The sequence below is a fragment of the Mesorhizobium sp. B1-1-6 genome (assembly GCF_006443035.1).
Taxonomy (GTDB): Bacteria; Pseudomonadota; Alphaproteobacteria; order Rhizobiales; family Rhizobiaceae; genus Mesorhizobium.
Window position 1 is genome coordinate 184,403 of the sequence record NZ_VFWR01000004.1, and the last position, 15,685, is coordinate 200,087.

The following is a 15,685-nucleotide window of genomic DNA, read 5'->3' on the forward strand; positions in this document are numbered from 1 at the left end:
GTCTGCCCCGAAATCCCAGCCAGGTTTATCGCTAAAGTTGTGGATCATCGCCACTGCGGTTGAATCTGCCCCTCAAAAAGGCATAATCCAAATTGGGATAGGGGGAGAAGATGATTTCACCAGGTTTTGTTGCCGAGATTTTTGGTTCGGCTCTCATCATGGCGCTCACCGGTGCGGTGCTCGCTTGGATCTTGAGAAAATTCACGCGTGTGGGGCTGGTGCCATCCTATGCGCTTGGCGTCGCGGTCATGACGTTTGTCGGCGTTGCGCTCTATGTCTCGGGCCATGATGGGACCGTCGACTACCTGAGTGCATGGACCCAGTACGCGATCGGCGGCGTTATCGGCTTCCTGATCCTGTATGCCACGTCGCGCCGGTCTGTGAGCAAGACCTAGCAGACTGGCCACGAGGCGGCTTCAAACCCTTGTGCCGCCGACCGTCATCTGGTCCATTCTGAGGTGCGGCTGGCCGACGCCGACCGGCACGCCCTGTCCAGCCTTGCCGCACATGCCGATGCCGTTGTCGAGCTTCATGTCATTGCCGATCATCGAAACGCGGTGCATGGCGTCGGGCCCGTTACCGATCAGCATTGCGCCCTTGATCGGCTGCGTCACCTTGCCGTTCTCGATCATGTAGGCTTCGGTGCAGCCGAACACGAACTTTCCGGAGGTGATGTCGACCTGGCCGCCGCCGAAGGAGACGGCATAGATGCCGTTCCTGACCGAGGCGATGATCTCGTCCGGCTCCATGTCGCCCGATGTCATGTAGGTGTTGGTCATGCGCGGCATCGGCTGGTGCGCGTAGCCCTCGCGCCTTCCGTTGCCGGTGGCCCGCATGCCCATCAGCCGGGCGTTCTGGCGATCCTGCATGTAACCGACCAGCTTGCCGTCCTCGATCAGCACGTTGCGCGCCGAAGGCGTGCCTTCATCGTCGACGGTGAGTGACCCGCGCCGCTCGGCGATCGTGCCGTCATCGACGACGGTGACGCCCGTTGCCGCCACCTGCTGGCCCATCAGGCCGGCGAAAGCCGAAGTTTTCTTGCGGTTGAAGTCGCCTTCCAGCCCGTGGCCGACGGCCTCGTGCAGCATGACGCCGGGCCAGCCGCTGGAGAGCACGATGTCGAACGTGCCGGCCGGCGCCGGTACGGCTTCGAGATTGACCAGCGCCTGGCGCAGCGCCTCCTTGGCGGCGTGCTTCCAGCTGTCCTCGACGAGGAAGTCGCCGAACGCCTTGCGTCCACCCATGCCGTAGGAGCCGCTTTCCTGGCGATCGCCGTCGCCGACCACCACCGACACGTTCACCCTGACCAGCGGCCGGATGTCGCGCACCACCTGGCCGTCGGCGCGCACGATCTCGACATGCTGCCAGGACGAGGTCAGCGACGCCGAGACCTGGCGCACGCGCGGATCCTCGGCGCGCAGCCAGGCGTCGATTTCCTGCAACAGCTTCGCCTTGGCCTCGAAGGAAGGGGAGGGGATCGGGTTCTCATCGCCATAGAGATGGCGGTTGGTGCGGGCGGGCGCGGCGGCAAGCGTTCCGGAATAGCCGCCCTTGACGGTCGAGACGGCGTCAGCCGCGCGTCGCAGCGAAGCCTCGGACAGGTCGCTGGAGTGGGCATAGCCGCTGGCTTCGCCGGCAACCGCGCGTAGGCCGAAACCCTGGTCGGTGTTGAAATTGGCCGTCTTCAGGCGACCGTTGTCGAACACCAGCGCTTCGCTCTCGCTGTATTCGACGAACAACTCGCCATCGTCGGCGCCGTTGATGGTCTCTGCGACGATCTCCTTGACGCGATCGTCGGAAATATCGAATTGGCCGATAAGGCTGTTCATGGCGTATGTCCGTGGATGAATGGTTATATCCGGGATGTAGGCGCGAAGCTGCGCCCAGACAATCGCCAATCGGCATTCAAATGCAGGGCGGCGGCGTCCCGGATCTATCCCAGGTCCGGAAAACCTATCGTTGATCGGCAGCTCCCGGGTCGAGGCGCGGGAGTCTACGGCAGGGCTGCAAATCCGTCGGCAAAACCCTTGAGGTCCACCGGGATGCCGATGCCTTCTTCCGGCGTCTGGAAGACGATGAAGGTGGCCGACGTGCCGGTCTTCAGCGTATCGAGCAGCGGCTTCTCGAGGATGACCTCGGCGTAGCAGCCGTCCTGGAAGCAGCGCACGAAATAGGCGCGGCCGATATCCTTGCCGTCGACATTGAGGCCGAGCCCGTTGGGCAAGAGCACACCGAGCGGCGCCAGCACGCGCAGGATCTCCGCCTTGTTGTCGGCGGTGCGCAGCACGACGACCGACAGTCCCATCTCTGGGCGGTCCTCGGCGACGACGTTCTGCATCATCACGCATTGTTCGGACGTGGCGCCGGCCGGCGTGTCGCAGATGATCGACCACGCGCCATGGGTCGAGCGCACCGTGCCGCTCGGCTGGGCCGCGTTGGCCTGGCCGGCGGCCGACAAGCCGGCGACGGACAAGGCGGCGAGAAAGATGACCTTCGCCAAGGGGCTCGAAAGCCCAAATCCCGACAGCCAAGAGTTCATGACGGCTCCATTGCGAATCACGGCACTTTAAGCCGCGCCAAAGCCAAGTAAAGGACGAGACAGCGGCCGAGCCGCCACGAAAATGCCAATGCGGCGCTTTTCCTAGCCAATTTCGCCAGAATTACGACGCCAGGCGCGCCGGCCGGCAGCAAGCAGCCGATCCGTTGAACATAGCCGATTCGCCATCGCGACCGCCGCCTTCAAAGATGCATTCCGGCTTGCGCGCAAAAATGCCGCACGGTTTCCTCCGCTCCTTTCTTGCGGAGGGAAAAAGAGTATGGTTTGAACCAGCTTGAGACAGTCGGGATTCCCGTCCCGGCATTGTTCGTTATTCTCGTGGACACAGCCGCGAGGAACTGGGAGACGAAGAGGGCGATGAGAAATTTCCTGGCAAACGCCAAGCTTCCAGCAAGTGCCAAGTTTCTAAGCGCTTGTGCCGTTACCACGTTTTTCGCCGGCACGGCCGCCCATGCCGATCAGCCCGTCGAGTGGGAGACGACCTTCCAGGCGCCGGCAACCGACATGATGCGCCAGATCGAGTGGTTCGGAAACTACACGATGTGGTTCATCATCCCGATCACCGCCCTGGTATTGGTCCTTCTGATCTACTGCATCGTGAAATTCCGCGCGAGCGCCAACCCGGTTCCGTCCAAGACCAGCCACAACACGCTGATCGAGGTGATCTGGACTGTCGGTCCCGTCGTCGTCCTGCTCTGCCTCGCGATCCCGTCGTTCCAGCTCTTGACCGCGCAGTACACGCCGCCGGAAGAAGCTAAGCTCACCGTCAAGGCGACGGGCAACCAGTGGAACTGGGATTACGAATACCAGACCGACAACACGCTCTCGTTCAACTCGGCGATCCTCCAGGATGGCGACCGTGCCGCCGCCGGCAAGGAAGATCGCAAGGTCTATCCGCGCCTGCTTGCCGTCGACAACGAGATGGTGGTGCCCGTCCACACGATGACCCGGGTGCTCGTCACCGCGACCGACGTGATCCATTCCTTCGCCATGCCGTCCTTCGGCATCAAGATCGATGCCATTCCCGGCCGCACCAACGAGACCTGGTTCAAGGCGGAGAAGGAAGGCCTCTACTACGGCCAGTGCTCGCAGCTCTGCGGCAAGGACCATGCCTTCATGCCGATCGCCATCCGCGTCGTCTCCGACGCGCAGTTCAAGACCTGGCTGGCTGCGGCCAAGACCGATCTGCCCGGCGCCAACAAGACGCTGATGGCCGAGGTCGATGGCCAGAACAAGGTAGCGGCCGCCGGCAACTGATGCCGCGGGTTAGCAAGATTTAGGGAACGGAGCGGAACATGGCAGACGCTGCAGCTCACGACGGGCACGACCACAAGCCTTATCATGGTTGGGTGCGCTGGGTTTATTCGACCAACCACAAGGACATCGGTACGCTCTACCTGATCTTCGCGATCATGGCCGGCATCATCGGCGGCGCGCTGTCGGTCGCCATCCGCATGGAGTTGCAGGAGCCTGGCATCCAGATCTTCAGCGGTCTGGCGCAGATGGTCTACGGCATGAACGGTGACGCCGCGATCGACGGCGGCAAGAGCATGTACAACGCCTTCGCCACGGCGCACGCGCTGATCATGATCTTCTTCATGGTCATGCCGGCCCTGATCGGCGGTTTTGCCAACTGGATGGTGCCCATCATGATCGGCGCCCCGGACATGGCGTTCCCGCGCATGAACAACATCTCGTTCTGGCTGCTGCCGCCGGCTTTCATCCTGCTGCTTATCTCGATGTTCGTGCCGAGCGCGCCTGGCGCCTACGGCGTCGGCGGCGGCTGGACGCTCTATCCGCCGCTTTCGACCTCCGGTCAGCCCGGTCCGGCCATGGATCTGGCGATCCTGTCGATCCACATCGCCGGCGCGTCCTCGATCCTGGGTGCCATCAACTTCATCACCACCATCTTCAACATGCGCGCGCCAGGCATGACGCTGCACAAGATGCCGCTGTTTGCTTGGTCGGTGCTGGTCACCGCATTCCTGCTGCTGTTGTCGCTTCCGGTCCTTGCCGGCGGCATCACCATGCTGCTTACCGACCGCAATTTCGGCACGACCTTTTTCGCTCCCGATGGCGGCGGCGATCCGCTGCTGTTCCAGCACCTGTTCTGGTTCTTCGGCCATCCGGAAGTGTATATCCTGATCCTGCCGGGCTTCGGCATCATCAGCCATATCGTCTCCACCTTCTCGCGCAAGCCGGTGTTCGGCTATCTCGGCATGGCCTACGCCATGGTCGCGATCGGCGCGGTCGGCTTCATCGTCTGGGCGCACCACATGTACACGACCGGCCTGTCGCTCGACACGCAGCGCTACTTCGTCTTCGCCACCATGGTCATCGCGGTGCCGACGGGCGTGAAGATCTTCTCCTGGATCGCGACGATGTGGGGCGGATCGATATCGTTCAAGCCGCCGATGCTGTGGGCGCTGGGCTTCATCTTCCTGTTCACGATCGGTGGTGTTACCGGGGTTCAGCTGGCCAATGCCGGTCTCGACCGGTCGCTGCACGACACCTATTTCGTGATCGCGCACTTCCATTACGTGCTGTCGCTGGGGGCGGTGTTCGCCATCTTCGCCGGCTGGTACTACTGGTTCCCGAAGATGACCGGCTACATGTATTCGCCCGTCATCGCCAACACCCATTTCTGGGTCATGTTCGTCGGCGTCAACCTTGTCTTCTTCCCGCAGCACTTCCTCGGCCTTGCCGGCATGCCGCGCCGCACCATCGACTATCCGGACGCGTTTGCGGGCTGGAACATGGTGTCGTCCTACGGTTCGTACATTTCGGCCGTCGGCGTGGTGATCTTCCTCTATGGCGTGTTCGAAGCCTTCCAGAAGAAGCGGATCGCTGGCGCCAATCCATGGGGCGAGGGCGCAACGACGCTGGAATGGCAGCTGCCGTCGCCGCCGCCGTTCCACCAATGGGAGCAGCTGCCGAAGATCAAATAAGGCGGCAGCCCGGAATCGAAACCGCCGGCCTGCCGGCGGTTTCGGCCAAACGGAATATGGATTTGAGTACGCATGGCCCTTGTCGACGAAACCAGCATTGACGAAGCGGGCTTCCGCATGTCGGAAGCGACGGCGGGTGATTTCTTCGCCCTCCTGAAGCCGCGCGTCATGTCGCTGGTGGTGTTCACCGCCTTTGTCGGACTGGTCGCGGCACCCGTGACCATCAATCCGCTGCTGGCGGTGATCGCGATCCTGGCTATTGCCATCGGGGCTGGTGCCTCCGGCGCGCTCAATATGTGGTACGATGCCGATATCGACGCGGTGATGACACGCACCGCCACCCGCCCGGTGCCGGCCGGCCGCATCCAGCCCCACGAGGCGTTGAGCTTTGGGTTGGTGCTTTCGGTTTTGTCGGTGATGACGCTCGGCGTGCTGGTCAACTGGCTGTCGGCGGCGCTGCTGGCCTTCACCATCTTCTTCTATGCCGTCGTCTACACAATGTGGCTGAAGCGCTGGACGCCGCAGAACATCGTCATCGGCGGTGCTGCCGGCGCCATTCCGCCCGTGATCGGCTGGGCCGCGGTGACCGGCACGGTCAGCCTGGAGAGCGTCGTCCTGTTCCTCATCATCTTCCTGTGGACGCCGCCGCATTTCTGGGCGCTGGCGCTGTTCAAGTCGCAGGATTATGAACGCGCCGGCATCCCGATGATGCCCAATGTCGCCGGCCCGGCGTCGACCCGCCGTCAGATCTTCGCCTATGCTCTGGTGCTGGCCCCGGTCGGTGTGCTGCCGTGGCTGCTTGGCTACACCACGCCGTTCTATGGCGTGGCTGCCCTGCTGCTCGGGCTCGGCTTTGTCTGGTATGCGTGGAAAGTGCTTGGCATGTCCGACGACGATCGCGCGATGAAGCCAGCCAAGGCGTTGTTCGGCTATTCGCTGCTCTATCTCTTCGCCATCTTCGCCGTCTATCTCGCCGACAGCGTCGTCGAACGTGCACTTGCGGTGGGTGGAGCATGAGCATGATCGAAGACAAGCTCGAAACGGTCACCTTGACCGAACGCCAGCGGAAGGCCCGGCGCAACCGCTCGGTCGCCATCGGCGTAGCCTTGGCCGTGCTGGTCGTTATCTTCTATATCGCGACGATCGTGAAGTTCGGTCATAACCTCTCTGGCACGATGTGAGGCGGGAGATGGGTGTCGACACGAGCGCCAAACCGGCCGGGCACAACAGCAACCGCCTTGTTGCGGCCGTCTGCCTTGCCTTCTTCACCGGCATGATCGGCATGGCCTATGCCGCGGTGCCGCTGTACAAGATGTTCTGCCAGGCGACAGGCTATGGCGGCACGACGCAACGCGTCGAGAAGCAGTATGCCGGCCGCGTGCTCGATCGCGAGATCACCGTCCGCTTCGATGCCAATATCGCCGGCGTGCCGTGGGATTTCCAGCCGGTCCAGCGCTCGATGACCATGAAGATCGGCGAGACGGTGCAGGCGCACTATCAGGCGACCAACAAGTTCGATCGCCCCATCACCGGCCGCGCCACCTTCAATGTCCAGCCTGAACTGGCGGGTCCCTATTTCAACAAGGTCGAATGCTTCTGCTTCACCGACACCACGCTGAAGCCCGGCGAAACGCTTGACATGCCGGTCCTGTTCTACGTGGACCCCGATATCGTCAACGTGCCGGAACTGAAGGACGTGAAGACGATCACCCTGTCCTACACGATGTTTCCGGTCGAGAAGAACAAGCCGGTCGCATCGTCGGAGCCGGTCCAGGGCAACAGCAAGACAATTTCAAATACCGAAGGAAATCTCGGGGGTTGATATGGCAGACGCGCACGCAAAACATCACGACTATCATCTCGTCGACCCGAGCCCGTGGCCTTTCCTGGGATCGATAGGGGCGCTCGTCACCGCCTTTGGCGGCGTTTGCCTCATGGAATACCTGAAGGGCGGCTCGTTCCCGATCTTCGGCTTCAACATCGCCAATCCGTGGCTGTTCTTCATCGGCCTCGCGATCGTCCTCTACACCATGTTCGCCTGGTGGTCGGACACGATCAAGGAAGCGCATGAGGGCCATCATACGCGGGTCGTGTCGTTGCATCTGCGCTATGGCATGATCATGTTCATCGCCTCCGAGGTGATGTTCTTCGTCGCGTGGTTCTGGGCCTATTTCGATGCCAGCCTGTTTCCGAGCGAAGCCCATCAATATGCCCGCACCGCGTTCACCGGCGGCGTCTGGCCGCCGAAGGGCATGGAGGTTCTCGATCCTTTCCATCTGCCGCTCTACAACACCGTGATCCTGCTGTTGTCGGGCACCACGGTCACCTGGGCGCACCACTCCCTTATCCACGGTGATCGCAAGGGCCTGATCAACGGGCTGGTGCTGACCGTCGGCCTCGGCATGCTGTTTACCATGGTGCAGGCCTACGAGTACATGCATGCTCCGTTCGCCTTCAAGGATTCCATCTATGGCGCCACCTTCTTCATGGCGACCGGCTTCCACGGCTTCCATGTCATCATCGGCACCATCTTCTTGGCCGTCTGCCTGATCCGGGCCATGAAGGGCGATTTCACGCCCAAGCAGCATTTCGGTTTCGAGGCTGCCGCATGGTACTGGCATTTCGTCGACGTGGTCTGGCTGTTCTTGTTCGCCTCGATTTATGTCTGGGGATCGGTCGGCGCGGTAATCGAAGCCCATTGATACCGGTCTGATGATTTTTGAAGGGGCGGCTGCGGCAACGTGGCCGCCCTTCTTCTTTTCGGTGCAATGCGATCCGGGCGGTTGCGAGGGCGCGCAGTGTCGATGCCGGCGGCATGATCATGATCCACGGCCAGCCGAACGGATTCGGCGGCTGCTTCAATTGGTCGGCTGGACCGACGGCGGCATTGCCGTTACGGACTCCGGCATGGACGAAGTCTGGGCAGTGGTGGTCGATGGAATACCCATCAGGATTGAGCGGTAAGCAATGAGCGACGACAAGGCGATCTGGCCTCCGATCGACCCGATTTCGGCGGGCTTGCATGGACGCTGCCCGCGCTGCGGCGAGGGGCGGCTGTTTTCCGGCTTTCTCACCGTAGGCAAACGCTGCACCAATTGCGGTCTTGATTATTCCTATGCCGATGCCGGCGACGGGCCCGCGGTTTTCGTCATCCTGATCATCGGCTTCATCATCGTCGGCCTGGCGCTCTGGGTCGAAGTGACGCTGAGCCCGCCGCTCTGGCTGCATCTGCTGGTCTGGATCCCGCTGGCGCTGGTGCTGTGCCTGACGGCGCTCCGGCTGATCAAGGGGGTGCTGCTTACCCTGCAGTACCGCAACAAGGCGGCCGAGGGCCGGCTGGATCGCGGCGAATGACCGACATGTCCGCCAAGGGCGGTCGTTCGCGGCCAGGATCGGTATTGCTGCTCGGCATTGGCCTCGTCCTGCTCCTGATCCTGCTGGCGCTCGGCACCTGGCAGGTCCAGCGCCTGCACTGGAAGGAAGGTCTTATCCAGACCATCGACCAGCGCACCCACTCGCCGCCGCTCCCGCTGGCCGAGGTGGAGAAACAATTCGCCTCGACTGGGGACGTCGACTACACGCCGGTGACGGTGACCGGCACGTTCCTGCATTCCGGCGAGCGGCATTTCTACGCAACATGGGAAGGCGAAGCCGGCTTCAACGTCTACACGCCGCTGGCCCTCGACGATGGCCGCTTCGTCCTGATCAATCGCGGTTTCGTGCCATACGATCTGAAGGATGCCGCCAAGCGCGCCAAGGGACAGGTCGCGGGCAAGGTCACGGTCACCGGCCTCGCTCGCAATCCGCTGCCGGCAAAGCCGTCGATGATGCTTCCCGACAACGACGTGGCGAAGAACATCTTTTACTGGAAGGACCGTGACGTGATGGCGGCGAGCGCTGGCTTGCCGGCGAGCGCCAAGCTGGTGCCAATCTTCATCGACGCCAACAAGACGCCGAATCCGGGCGGTTTGCCCATCGGCGGTGTCACCATCATCGACCTGCCGAACAGCCATCTGCAATATGCTATGACCTGGTATGGGCTTGCCGCGGCACTTGCCGCCGTTCTCATCCTGCGGCTTCGCAGGCCAGCGAAAGAGGAATGAGCGCGACCGACCCGCTTGAAGGGCCATCGCCCTTGACAGGACGGGGGTAGGCACCTCATTTCGGCTCTGATCAAACGGCCCGGATTCATGCTTCAGACCAAGACAAAGCCTCCTCTGACGATCCGCCTCTGCCAGCCGCGCGGTTTTTGCGCCGGCGTCGACCGTGCTATCCAGATCGTCGTGCTGGCGCTGAAGAAATATGGCGCGCCGGTCTATGTCCGCCACGAGATCGTGCACAACCGCTATGTCGTCGAGGGTCTGCAAAGCCTTGGCGCCGTCTTCATCGAGGAACTTTCCGAGATTCCGGCCGAACATCGGCAGTCGCCGGTCGTCTTTTCCGCGCATGGCGTGCCGAAGTCGGTACCGGCGGATGCCCAGGCGCGCAATTTGTTCTATCTCGACGCCACCTGTCCGCTGGTCTCCAAGGTCCACAAGCAGGCGATGCGCCACCAGCGGCTCGGCCGCCACGTGCTCCTGATCGGCCATGCCGGACACCCCGAGGTCATCGGCACGATGGGACAATTGCCGGAGGGCGCGGTAACGCTGATCGAGACCGAAGCCGATGCCGCGAGGCTTGCGCCGACGGACCCGAAGGCGCTCGGCTTCGTCACCCAGACCACGCTATCGGTCGAGGACACGGCCGGCATCATCCGCGCGCTGCAGGACCGATTTCCCGATTTGCAGGCGCCGGCGGCGGAATCGATCTGCTATGCCACCACGAACCGCCAGGAAGCGGTCAAGGATACCGCCGCTGGCGCCGATCTCTACCTGATCGTCGGCGCGCCCAATTCCTCCAATTCGCGGCGTCTTGTCGAAGTGGCTGAGCGTGCCGGCGCCACCATGTCGCTTCTCGTGCAGCGCGCCGCCGAGATTCCGTGGGACGACATCGGAGACATCTCGACGCTCGGTCTGTCGGCGGGGGCATCCGCCCCGGAGATCATCGTCGACGAGATCATCGATGCATTCCGCCAGCGCTTCGATGTCACGATCGACCTGGCCATCACGGCCACCGAAACGGAGGATTTTCCCGTCATGCGGGTACTGCGCGATGTCGAACTGACGGCGGCCGACATGGCTTTCGTCAACGGGGCGCCGTAAGGCACATGGCGGTCTACACCGACGTTGCGGAAGGCGAACTCGGCGCATTCCTGAAGCACTACCCAGTCGGCGATCTCCTCTCCTACAAGGGGATCGCGGAGGGCACCGAGAACTCGAATTTTTTGCTGCACACCTCCAGCGGCTCCTACATCCTGACGCTCTATGAAAGACGGGTCGAAAAGGCGGATCTGCCGTTTTTCCTCGGGTTGATGGGCCATCTCGCCAAAAAGGGCGTGTCCTGCCCGCTGCCGGTAACCGCGCATGACGGCAGCGTCATCGGCACGCTGGCGGGCCGGCCGGCCGTCATCATCACTTTCCTCGAGGGTCTCTCGCTCCGGCGGCCGACATCGATCCATTGCGCCGAGGTCGGCAAGGCGCTGGCCTCCCTGCATCTGGCCGGTGCCGACTTTCCGATGACCCGCCCCAATGCGCTCGCCATCGACGGCTGGCGCAAGCTCTGGTCGGCAGCTCGCGACCGTGCCGATGAGGTCGAGCCGGGCCTTGCGGCCGAAGTCGACGCCGACTTCGCCGACTTCGAGCGGAATTGGCCGAAGGGTCTCCCGGAAGGCATCATCCATGCCGATCTTTTCCCGGACAATGTGTTCTTTCTCGGCGAGAAGCTCTCCGGCTTGATTGATTTTTATTTCGCTTGCAACGACCTCTACGCCTATGACGTCGCCACATGCCTGAACGCCTGGTGCTTCGAGAAGGATTTTTCCTTCAATCTCACCAAGGGCAAGGCGTTGCTTGCCGGCTACCAAGGTGTGCGGCCTCTGAGCAATCAGGAAAAGGCAGCACTTCCGATGCTGGCACGGGGCTCGGCGCTGCGTTTCATGCTGACCCGACTGTATGACTGGCTGACCGTTCCCGATGGCGGGCTGGTGATGAAACGCGATCCGACCGAATACATCAGGAGAATGCGGTTTCATCGGACGATCAAATCTGCTTCGGAATATGGGCTGGCATGAGCAAACACGTTGAGATCTTCACCGATGGCGCCTGTTCGGGCAATCCCGGCCCGGGCGGCTGGGGCGCGATCCTGCGCTTCAACGGCGCCACCAAGGAACTATCGGGTGGCGAGGCCGAGACGACCAACAACCGCATGGAATTGCTTGCCGCCATCTCGGCGCTGAACGCGCTCAAGGAACCTTGCACGGTCGATCTTCACACCGACAGCAAATATGTCATGGACGGCATTTCAAAGTGGATCCATGGCTGGAAGAAGAACGGCTGGAAGACCGCCGACAAGAAGCCGGTCAAGAATGGTGAGCTCTGGCAGGCGCTGGATGAAGCCAATCGGCGTCACAAGGTCACCTGGATCTGGGTCAAGGGCCATGCCGGCCATACCGAGAACGAACGCGCCGACGAACTTGCTCGTGAGGGCATGGCGCCGTTCAAGAAGGGCGCGGTCAAGCTTGTTGCTGCCCCAGCGAAGCCGGTCGCGCAGTCCAAGCAGCCGGCGATGGTAAAGGTGCGGCGCTCGACCCAAAGCTATTGAATTCCGGGGCGGCACCATTCCCAGACTGGATCTCTATCGTGCCGATCCTCCACTATGTGATGCATCCCCAGGTTCAGGTGGACGCCAAGATTCCGGTACCGGGATGGGCCTGTCCGATGTTGGACGCGCGAGAGCGATTGCAATGCTGGCTGCTTTGACCAACGTCCAGTGGGCGTACGCATAGAGCCCATAACGTTGCAGTTGCTCCGGGATAGGAGTAATATTTGCTACCAAAGAGCAATGAAGGAAGCCGGCGTGGCGAACGTGGAAAAAATGAGCATTGCGGTGACGCCGCAGCAGGCAGCCGTCATGCGAGAGGCGGTGGAAGCGGGCGAGTATGCCACTGCAAGCGAGATTGTGCGGGAAGCAGTGCGAGATTGGCTGGCCAAACGTGAACTGCGGCATGACGATATCCAACGGCTGAGACAGCTGTGGGATGAAGGCAAGGCAAGCGGAAGACCCGAGCCTGTGGATTTCGACGAGCTGCGAAAGGAAGCTCGGCGAAAGCTGACGGACGTCTCGCTGAATGGCCGTTAGGCTAGTCTGGTCACCCGCAGCTAGAGCGGACCTCATCGACATCTACATGGTGATCGGCAGCGAAAACATACGGGCGGCCGATCGTTATTATGATCGGCTGGAAGCGCGAGCCATGCAGCTGGCAGACCAGCCGCGCATGGGAGTTAGACGACTGGACATCAGGTCGTCCGCACGAATGCTGGTGGAGACGCCGTTTTTACTGCTCTACGAAACGATTCCGGACACCGACGATGGCCCTGTTGAGCAGGTTGAAATCGTCCGGGTTGTTGATGGGCGGCGAGATTTGAACCGCTTGTTTTAGCCATTCAGCGGATCAACAGCGCCGTGCCCCAAAGCCCGAGGGCGAACACGGTGTGTGACACCAGGTTCAGCGCCCGTACCTTCATCGGGTTGGGCCGCTTCGACGCTGCCCAGCCCGCGCCCATGCCGGGCGCCAGCAGGAACCAGCCGGCGCCGACCGTGACCATGCCGAGGATGAAAGCCGGCAGGAAAGTCGGCGCGACAAGCCAGCCCGCTCCGGCCACCACGACAAGGATGATGCCGTAGACGATGCCGACAAAATAGTGAAAGGCCCAGCCCAAAGCCGATTCGTGTACATAGGGCGTCGCATCGCCAATATCGTCGTGAAAGACTTTTTTCCGTAAATGCCAGACCCAGCGGCCAACGGGGGCCCAGTTCGGCCGTGCTTGACCGAACATCTTGTAGAGAAGAAAGGCCCAGATATCCATCAGCAGCGTGGCGCCGACGCCGATCGCCACGCTACGCCAGACGATGTCGAACGTCATGGTCAGAGCAGTTCGAGGATCTTGGCGGCGCCGGATTCATCGACGCCGGGCTTGGTCTCGACATTGAGGGCGGTGACCTTGCCGTCATCGACGATCATTGAAAACCGCTTCGACCGAAGACCCATGCCTCCGCCGGAGAAGTCGGCGTCGAGGCCGATCGCCTTGGCGAAGTCGCCATTGCCGTCGGCGAGGAACAGGATCTTGCCTTCACCGCCGGTGAAGCGTGCCCAGGCGCCCATGACATGGACGTCGTTGACCGAAACCACGGCGACCGTATCGACACCGCGCGCCAGGATGGCGTCGCGGTTCTCCAGGTAGCCCGGCAAATGATTGTTGCTGCAGGTCGGCGTGAAGGCGCCAGGCACGGCAAACAGCACGACCTTCTTTCCCGCAAAAATCTCGGCCGTCGTGATCGGCTTGGGACCGTCGGCAGTCATCGTCTTGAACGTCGTATCGGGCAGTCTGTCGCCAGCAGAAATGGTCATGAGTTCCTCGCTTGGGAGAATGGGGAAGGACGTAGCCTTGGGTAGCGAACTATGCGGTTTCCCGCAACCATCGCGGAGGGCTGGATCAAGGGAAAGGCAAGAGCCCTTCGACCGCGCCTGCCGAACTCGTCAGTGTATAGTGAAGTCCGCCATCCGTGGGGGTCGTCGATGGCCGGTCGAGGATCGGCACGGTGAAGACCAGCTTGCCGTTCTTCTGGCTGCGGGCCGGCGAACCGAACATGTAATCGCGGTCTCCTGCAACGAAGAAGTCAGCCGCTTCCGGATCGCCGGGAAAGCTCGCCTCCACAACCAGCGTTTCATGGTCGCCCGGCAGCACGTTGATGCCGAAGTCGGATCTTGCCGGCGCGGGCAAGGCGGCGAAGCTCGCCTTGACCAGCTCCGCGTCCTCGGCATTGTCCGGGTCGGAGCCGGGGTCGACGGTCAGCCGCGTCTGCACAGGGATGCATATCGTCTCGCAAATGCCGAGGAAAATGTCGGCGTCGATGACGGACGGATCCTTCGCGGCCGACAGCGTGAACGTCACCGGCAGCGAGACCGGATAGTCGTAGCCCGCCCATTTGCCGTAGCCGTCGTCATGACGCTTCGGCGCCGGGAAGGAAAGGCTGGCATCGGAAATGTTGGTGCTGGCCGAGATATCGAGTTGCGGCGGCACGCCCGCGTCGCCCGGGTCGCGCCAATAAGTCTTCCAGCCAGGCTTGAGCGCTATGTCGAGAACGCCCCGGATGCGGCCGGCATCGTCGGGCTTGCCGCTCGTCACCAGCCGTACCTTGCCGCCTTCGCTGTTGTACCAGGCGGACGAAGAGGCCGCGGCTGGGAGTGTGATTGCCGATCCGATAACGGCGCCGAGCAACAGGATTTTCAAGCTTTGCATGGTGATGATTTGATCGTCCGTTCATGGCCGTGCAATGATTTCATGGGCTTGCCGGTATCATATTTGCGTGACCTTTGCCGCAGGTAATGATCGGCCTGCGGCACGGGCTTGGTCGAAAACCGGCGCGGTACATCTTTTCGGCGCCCGGGAAACGCGTTACCCTCTGATCATGGACTTGTTGCGCCACAAGAAGACGGCCGCCGGCAGCGGCTTTCTCGACGATCAGTTCCTCATTGCCATGCCTGGCATGAAGGACGACCGTTTCACGCGCTCGGTCATCTATATCTGCGCCCACAGCGATGAGGGCGCGATGGGCCTGATCATCAACCAGACGCAGCAGATGCTCTTTCCGGACCTTTTGGTGCAACTTGGCATCATGAACGAGCACGAGGCGATCCGGTTGCCCGCCCGTACCCGTGATTTCGTCGTTCGCAATGGCGGGCCCGTCGACCGAAGCCGCGGCTTCGTGCTGCATACGGGCGATTACCGGGTGGAGTCTTCGTTGACCGTTTCCGACGATGTCTGCCTGACCGCGACCGTCGACATATTGCGCGCCATATCGTCGGGCCGGGGACCCCGTCACGCGCTGATGGCGCTGGGCTATTCGGGTTGGGGCGCCGGCCAGTTGGAAACCGAGATAGCCGAAAACGGCTGGCTGACTTGTCCGGCCACTCCGGAGCTTCTGTTCGATACCGACATCGAGCGCAAATACGACCGGATTCTCGCCTCGATCGGCATCGACCTCGCGCATTTGAGTGTAGCGGCCGGCCACGCCTGAGCTC

Annotated in this window: 20 protein-coding genes and 1 pseudogene; 16 read left to right on the plus strand and 5 right to left on the minus strand. The window is 62.0% G+C overall.

Translation table 11 applies throughout. The features are described from left to right. Positions 1-110 precede the first annotated feature (110 nt). Complete coding sequence (locus FJ979_RS10075) at positions 111-395, plus strand: hypothetical protein (RefSeq protein WP_140580781.1); 285 nt, start codon at positions 111-113, stop codon at positions 393-395. 21 nt (positions 396-416) lie between these two features. Here the strand turns inward: FJ979_RS10075 and tldD are convergent, their stop codons facing one another. After that, complete coding sequence (tldD, locus tag FJ979_RS10080) at positions 417-1,829, minus strand: metalloprotease TldD (protein WP_140580783.1); 1,413 nt, start codon at positions 1,827-1,829, stop codon at positions 417-419. Positions 1,830-1,993: 164 nt separating this feature from the next. Continuing rightward, positions 1,994-2,539: an invasion associated locus B family protein gene (locus FJ979_RS10085; RefSeq protein ID WP_140494976.1), complete on the minus strand. Its 546-nt coding sequence runs from the start codon at positions 2,537-2,539 to the stop codon at positions 1,994-1,996. Between the two features lie 258 nt (positions 2,540-2,797). Between FJ979_RS10085 and coxB the strand changes: the two genes are divergently transcribed. From coxB to FJ979_RS10160, 14 genes and pseudogenes are all read left to right on the plus strand, one after another. After that, complete coding sequence (coxB, locus tag FJ979_RS10090) at positions 2,798-3,814, plus strand: cytochrome c oxidase subunit II (protein ID WP_181167186.1); 1,017 nt, start codon at positions 2,798-2,800, stop codon at positions 3,812-3,814. 38 nt (positions 3,815-3,852) lie between these two features. Then, on the plus strand, positions 3,853-5,505 hold the full coding sequence (gene ctaD, locus FJ979_RS10095; RefSeq protein WP_140494972.1) for a cytochrome c oxidase subunit I: 1,653 nt from the start codon (positions 3,853-3,855) through the stop codon (positions 5,503-5,505). Positions 5,506-5,577: 72 nt separating this feature from the next. After that, positions 5,578-6,522: a heme o synthase gene (locus FJ979_RS10100; protein ID WP_140494970.1), complete on the plus strand. Its 945-nt coding sequence runs from the start codon at positions 5,578-5,580 to the stop codon at positions 6,520-6,522. 2 nt (positions 6,523-6,524) lie between these two features. Then, complete coding sequence (locus FJ979_RS10105; RefSeq protein WP_140494968.1) at positions 6,525-6,686, plus strand: hypothetical protein; 162 nt, start codon at positions 6,525-6,527, stop codon at positions 6,684-6,686. 8 nt (positions 6,687-6,694) lie between these two features. After that, the gene (locus FJ979_RS10110) at positions 6,695-7,327 is read left to right on the plus strand and encodes a cytochrome c oxidase assembly protein (protein ID WP_140514826.1); all 633 of its coding nucleotides are present in this window, start codon (positions 6,695-6,697) and stop codon (positions 7,325-7,327) included. Position 7,328: 1 nt separating this feature from the next. Continuing rightward, the gene (locus FJ979_RS10115) at positions 7,329-8,207 is read left to right on the plus strand and encodes a cytochrome c oxidase subunit 3 (protein WP_140494964.1); all 879 of its coding nucleotides are present in this window, start codon (positions 7,329-7,331) and stop codon (positions 8,205-8,207) included. Positions 8,208-8,284: 77 nt separating this feature from the next. Then, positions 8,285-8,469 (plus strand): annotated as a pseudogene (locus FJ979_RS32925) (hypothetical protein); the annotation flags it as partial. A 3-nt stretch (positions 8,470-8,472) separates the two neighbouring features. Next, the gene (locus FJ979_RS10125; RefSeq protein WP_140494962.1) at positions 8,473-8,859 is read left to right on the plus strand and encodes a DUF983 domain-containing protein; all 387 of its coding nucleotides are present in this window, start codon (positions 8,473-8,475) and stop codon (positions 8,857-8,859) included. Beyond that, entirely contained in the window at positions 8,856-9,608 is a 753-nt protein-coding gene (locus FJ979_RS10130) for an SURF1 family protein (protein WP_181167187.1), read from the plus strand. The genes FJ979_RS10125 and FJ979_RS10130 overlap by 4 nt, the downstream gene beginning before the upstream one ends. A gap of 87 nt (positions 9,609-9,695) precedes the next feature. Next, positions 9,696-10,706, plus strand: coding sequence for a 4-hydroxy-3-methylbut-2-enyl diphosphate reductase (gene ispH, locus FJ979_RS10135; protein WP_140514830.1), 1,011 nt, complete (start codon positions 9,696-9,698; stop codon positions 10,704-10,706). Between the two features lie 5 nt (positions 10,707-10,711). Continuing rightward, positions 10,712-11,674 carry a homoserine kinase gene (locus tag FJ979_RS10140; protein WP_140494958.1) on the plus strand — a complete coding sequence of 321 codons (963 nt, stop codon included), beginning with the start codon at positions 10,712-10,714 and terminating at the stop codon, positions 11,672-11,674. After that, positions 11,671-12,204 carry a ribonuclease HI gene (gene rnhA, locus FJ979_RS10145; RefSeq protein ID WP_140580785.1) on the plus strand — a complete coding sequence of 178 codons (534 nt, stop codon included), beginning with the start codon at positions 11,671-11,673 and terminating at the stop codon, positions 12,202-12,204. Before FJ979_RS10140 ends, rnhA begins: the two co-directional genes overlap by 4 nt. Positions 12,205-12,459: 255 nt before the next feature. Then, entirely contained in the window at positions 12,460-12,741 is a 282-nt protein-coding gene (locus tag FJ979_RS10155; RefSeq protein WP_140580963.1) for a type II toxin-antitoxin system ParD family antitoxin, read from the plus strand. Next, positions 12,731-13,042 carry a type II toxin-antitoxin system RelE/ParE family toxin gene (locus FJ979_RS10160; protein ID WP_140580787.1) on the plus strand — a complete coding sequence of 104 codons (312 nt, stop codon included), beginning with the start codon at positions 12,731-12,733 and terminating at the stop codon, positions 13,040-13,042. The genes FJ979_RS10155 and FJ979_RS10160 overlap by 11 nt, the downstream gene beginning before the upstream one ends. Before the next feature lie 4 nt (positions 13,043-13,046). On the opposite strand, the gene FJ979_RS10165 is transcribed toward FJ979_RS10160, so the two are convergent. The 3 genes from FJ979_RS10165 to FJ979_RS10175 all read right to left on the minus strand — a co-directional run bounded on the left by FJ979_RS10165 (position 13,047) and on the right by FJ979_RS10175 (position 14,903). Continuing rightward, the gene (locus tag FJ979_RS10165; protein WP_140580789.1) at positions 13,047-13,526 is read right to left on the minus strand and encodes a DUF2938 domain-containing protein; all 480 of its coding nucleotides are present in this window, start codon (positions 13,524-13,526) and stop codon (positions 13,047-13,049) included. Positions 13,527-13,528: 2 nt separating this feature from the next. After that, entirely contained in the window at positions 13,529-14,011 is a 483-nt protein-coding gene (locus tag FJ979_RS10170) for a peroxiredoxin (protein WP_140514835.1), read from the minus strand. An 85-nt stretch (positions 14,012-14,096) separates the two neighbouring features. Beyond that, positions 14,097-14,903: a protein-disulfide reductase DsbD domain-containing protein gene (locus FJ979_RS10175; protein ID WP_140559385.1), complete on the minus strand. Its 807-nt coding sequence runs from the start codon at positions 14,901-14,903 to the stop codon at positions 14,097-14,099. Between the two features lie 169 nt (positions 14,904-15,072). Here FJ979_RS10175 and FJ979_RS10180 point away from each other — a divergent pair, with 169 nt between their 5' ends. Next, positions 15,073-15,681, plus strand: a complete 609-nt coding sequence (locus tag FJ979_RS10180; protein ID WP_140494949.1) for a YqgE/AlgH family protein — start codon at positions 15,073-15,075, stop codon at positions 15,679-15,681. The last annotated feature ends 4 nt before the right edge of the window (positions 15,682-15,685 follow it).

What these genes read in the sequence shown, in the direction of transcription:
- FJ979_RS10105 (WP_140494968.1), top strand. Translation starts at nt 6,525, where the DNA reads ATGATCGAAGACAAGCTCGAAACGGTCACCTTGACCGAACGCCAGCGG.
- FJ979_RS10125 (WP_140494962.1), top strand. Translation starts at nt 8,473, where the DNA reads ATGAGCGACGACAAGGCGATCTGGCCTCCGATCGACCCGATTTCGGCG.
- FJ979_RS10160 (WP_140580787.1), top strand. Translation starts at nt 12,731, where the DNA reads ATGGCCGTTAGGCTAGTCTGGTCACCCGCAGCTAGAGCGGACCTCATC.
- FJ979_RS10170 (WP_140514835.1), bottom strand. Translation starts at nt 14,011, where the DNA reads ATGACCATTTCTGCTGGCGACAGACTGCCCGATACGACGTTCAAGACG.
- FJ979_RS10085 (WP_140494976.1), bottom strand. Translation starts at nt 2,539, where the DNA reads ATGAACTCTTGGCTGTCGGGATTTGGGCTTTCGAGCCCCTTGGCGAAG.
- FJ979_RS10165 (WP_140580789.1), bottom strand. Translation starts at nt 13,526, where the DNA reads ATGACGTTCGACATCGTCTGGCGTAGCGTGGCGATCGGCGTCGGCGCC.
- tldD (WP_140580783.1), bottom strand. Translation starts at nt 1,829, where the DNA reads ATGAACAGCCTTATCGGCCAATTCGATATTTCCGACGATCGCGTCAAG.
- FJ979_RS10110 (WP_140514826.1), top strand. Translation starts at nt 6,695, where the DNA reads ATGGGTGTCGACACGAGCGCCAAACCGGCCGGGCACAACAGCAACCGC.
- FJ979_RS10115 (WP_140494964.1), top strand. Translation starts at nt 7,329, where the DNA reads ATGGCAGACGCGCACGCAAAACATCACGACTATCATCTCGTCGACCCG.
- FJ979_RS10140 (WP_140494958.1), top strand. Translation starts at nt 10,712, where the DNA reads ATGGCGGTCTACACCGACGTTGCGGAAGGCGAACTCGGCGCATTCCTG.
- FJ979_RS10100 (WP_140494970.1), top strand. Translation starts at nt 5,578, where the DNA reads ATGGCCCTTGTCGACGAAACCAGCATTGACGAAGCGGGCTTCCGCATG.
- FJ979_RS10130 (WP_181167187.1), top strand. Translation starts at nt 8,856, where the DNA reads ATGACCGACATGTCCGCCAAGGGCGGTCGTTCGCGGCCAGGATCGGTA.
- ctaD (WP_140494972.1), top strand. Translation starts at nt 3,853, where the DNA reads ATGGCAGACGCTGCAGCTCACGACGGGCACGACCACAAGCCTTATCAT.
- FJ979_RS10180 (WP_140494949.1), top strand. Translation starts at nt 15,073, where the DNA reads ATGGACTTGTTGCGCCACAAGAAGACGGCCGCCGGCAGCGGCTTTCTC.
- ispH (WP_140514830.1), top strand. Translation starts at nt 9,696, where the DNA reads ATGCTTCAGACCAAGACAAAGCCTCCTCTGACGATCCGCCTCTGCCAG.
- FJ979_RS10175 (WP_140559385.1), bottom strand. Translation starts at nt 14,903, where the DNA reads ATGCAAAGCTTGAAAATCCTGTTGCTCGGCGCCGTTATCGGATCGGCA.
- FJ979_RS10075 (WP_140580781.1), top strand. Translation starts at nt 111, where the DNA reads ATGATTTCACCAGGTTTTGTTGCCGAGATTTTTGGTTCGGCTCTCATC.
- rnhA (WP_140580785.1), top strand. Translation starts at nt 11,671, where the DNA reads ATGAGCAAACACGTTGAGATCTTCACCGATGGCGCCTGTTCGGGCAAT.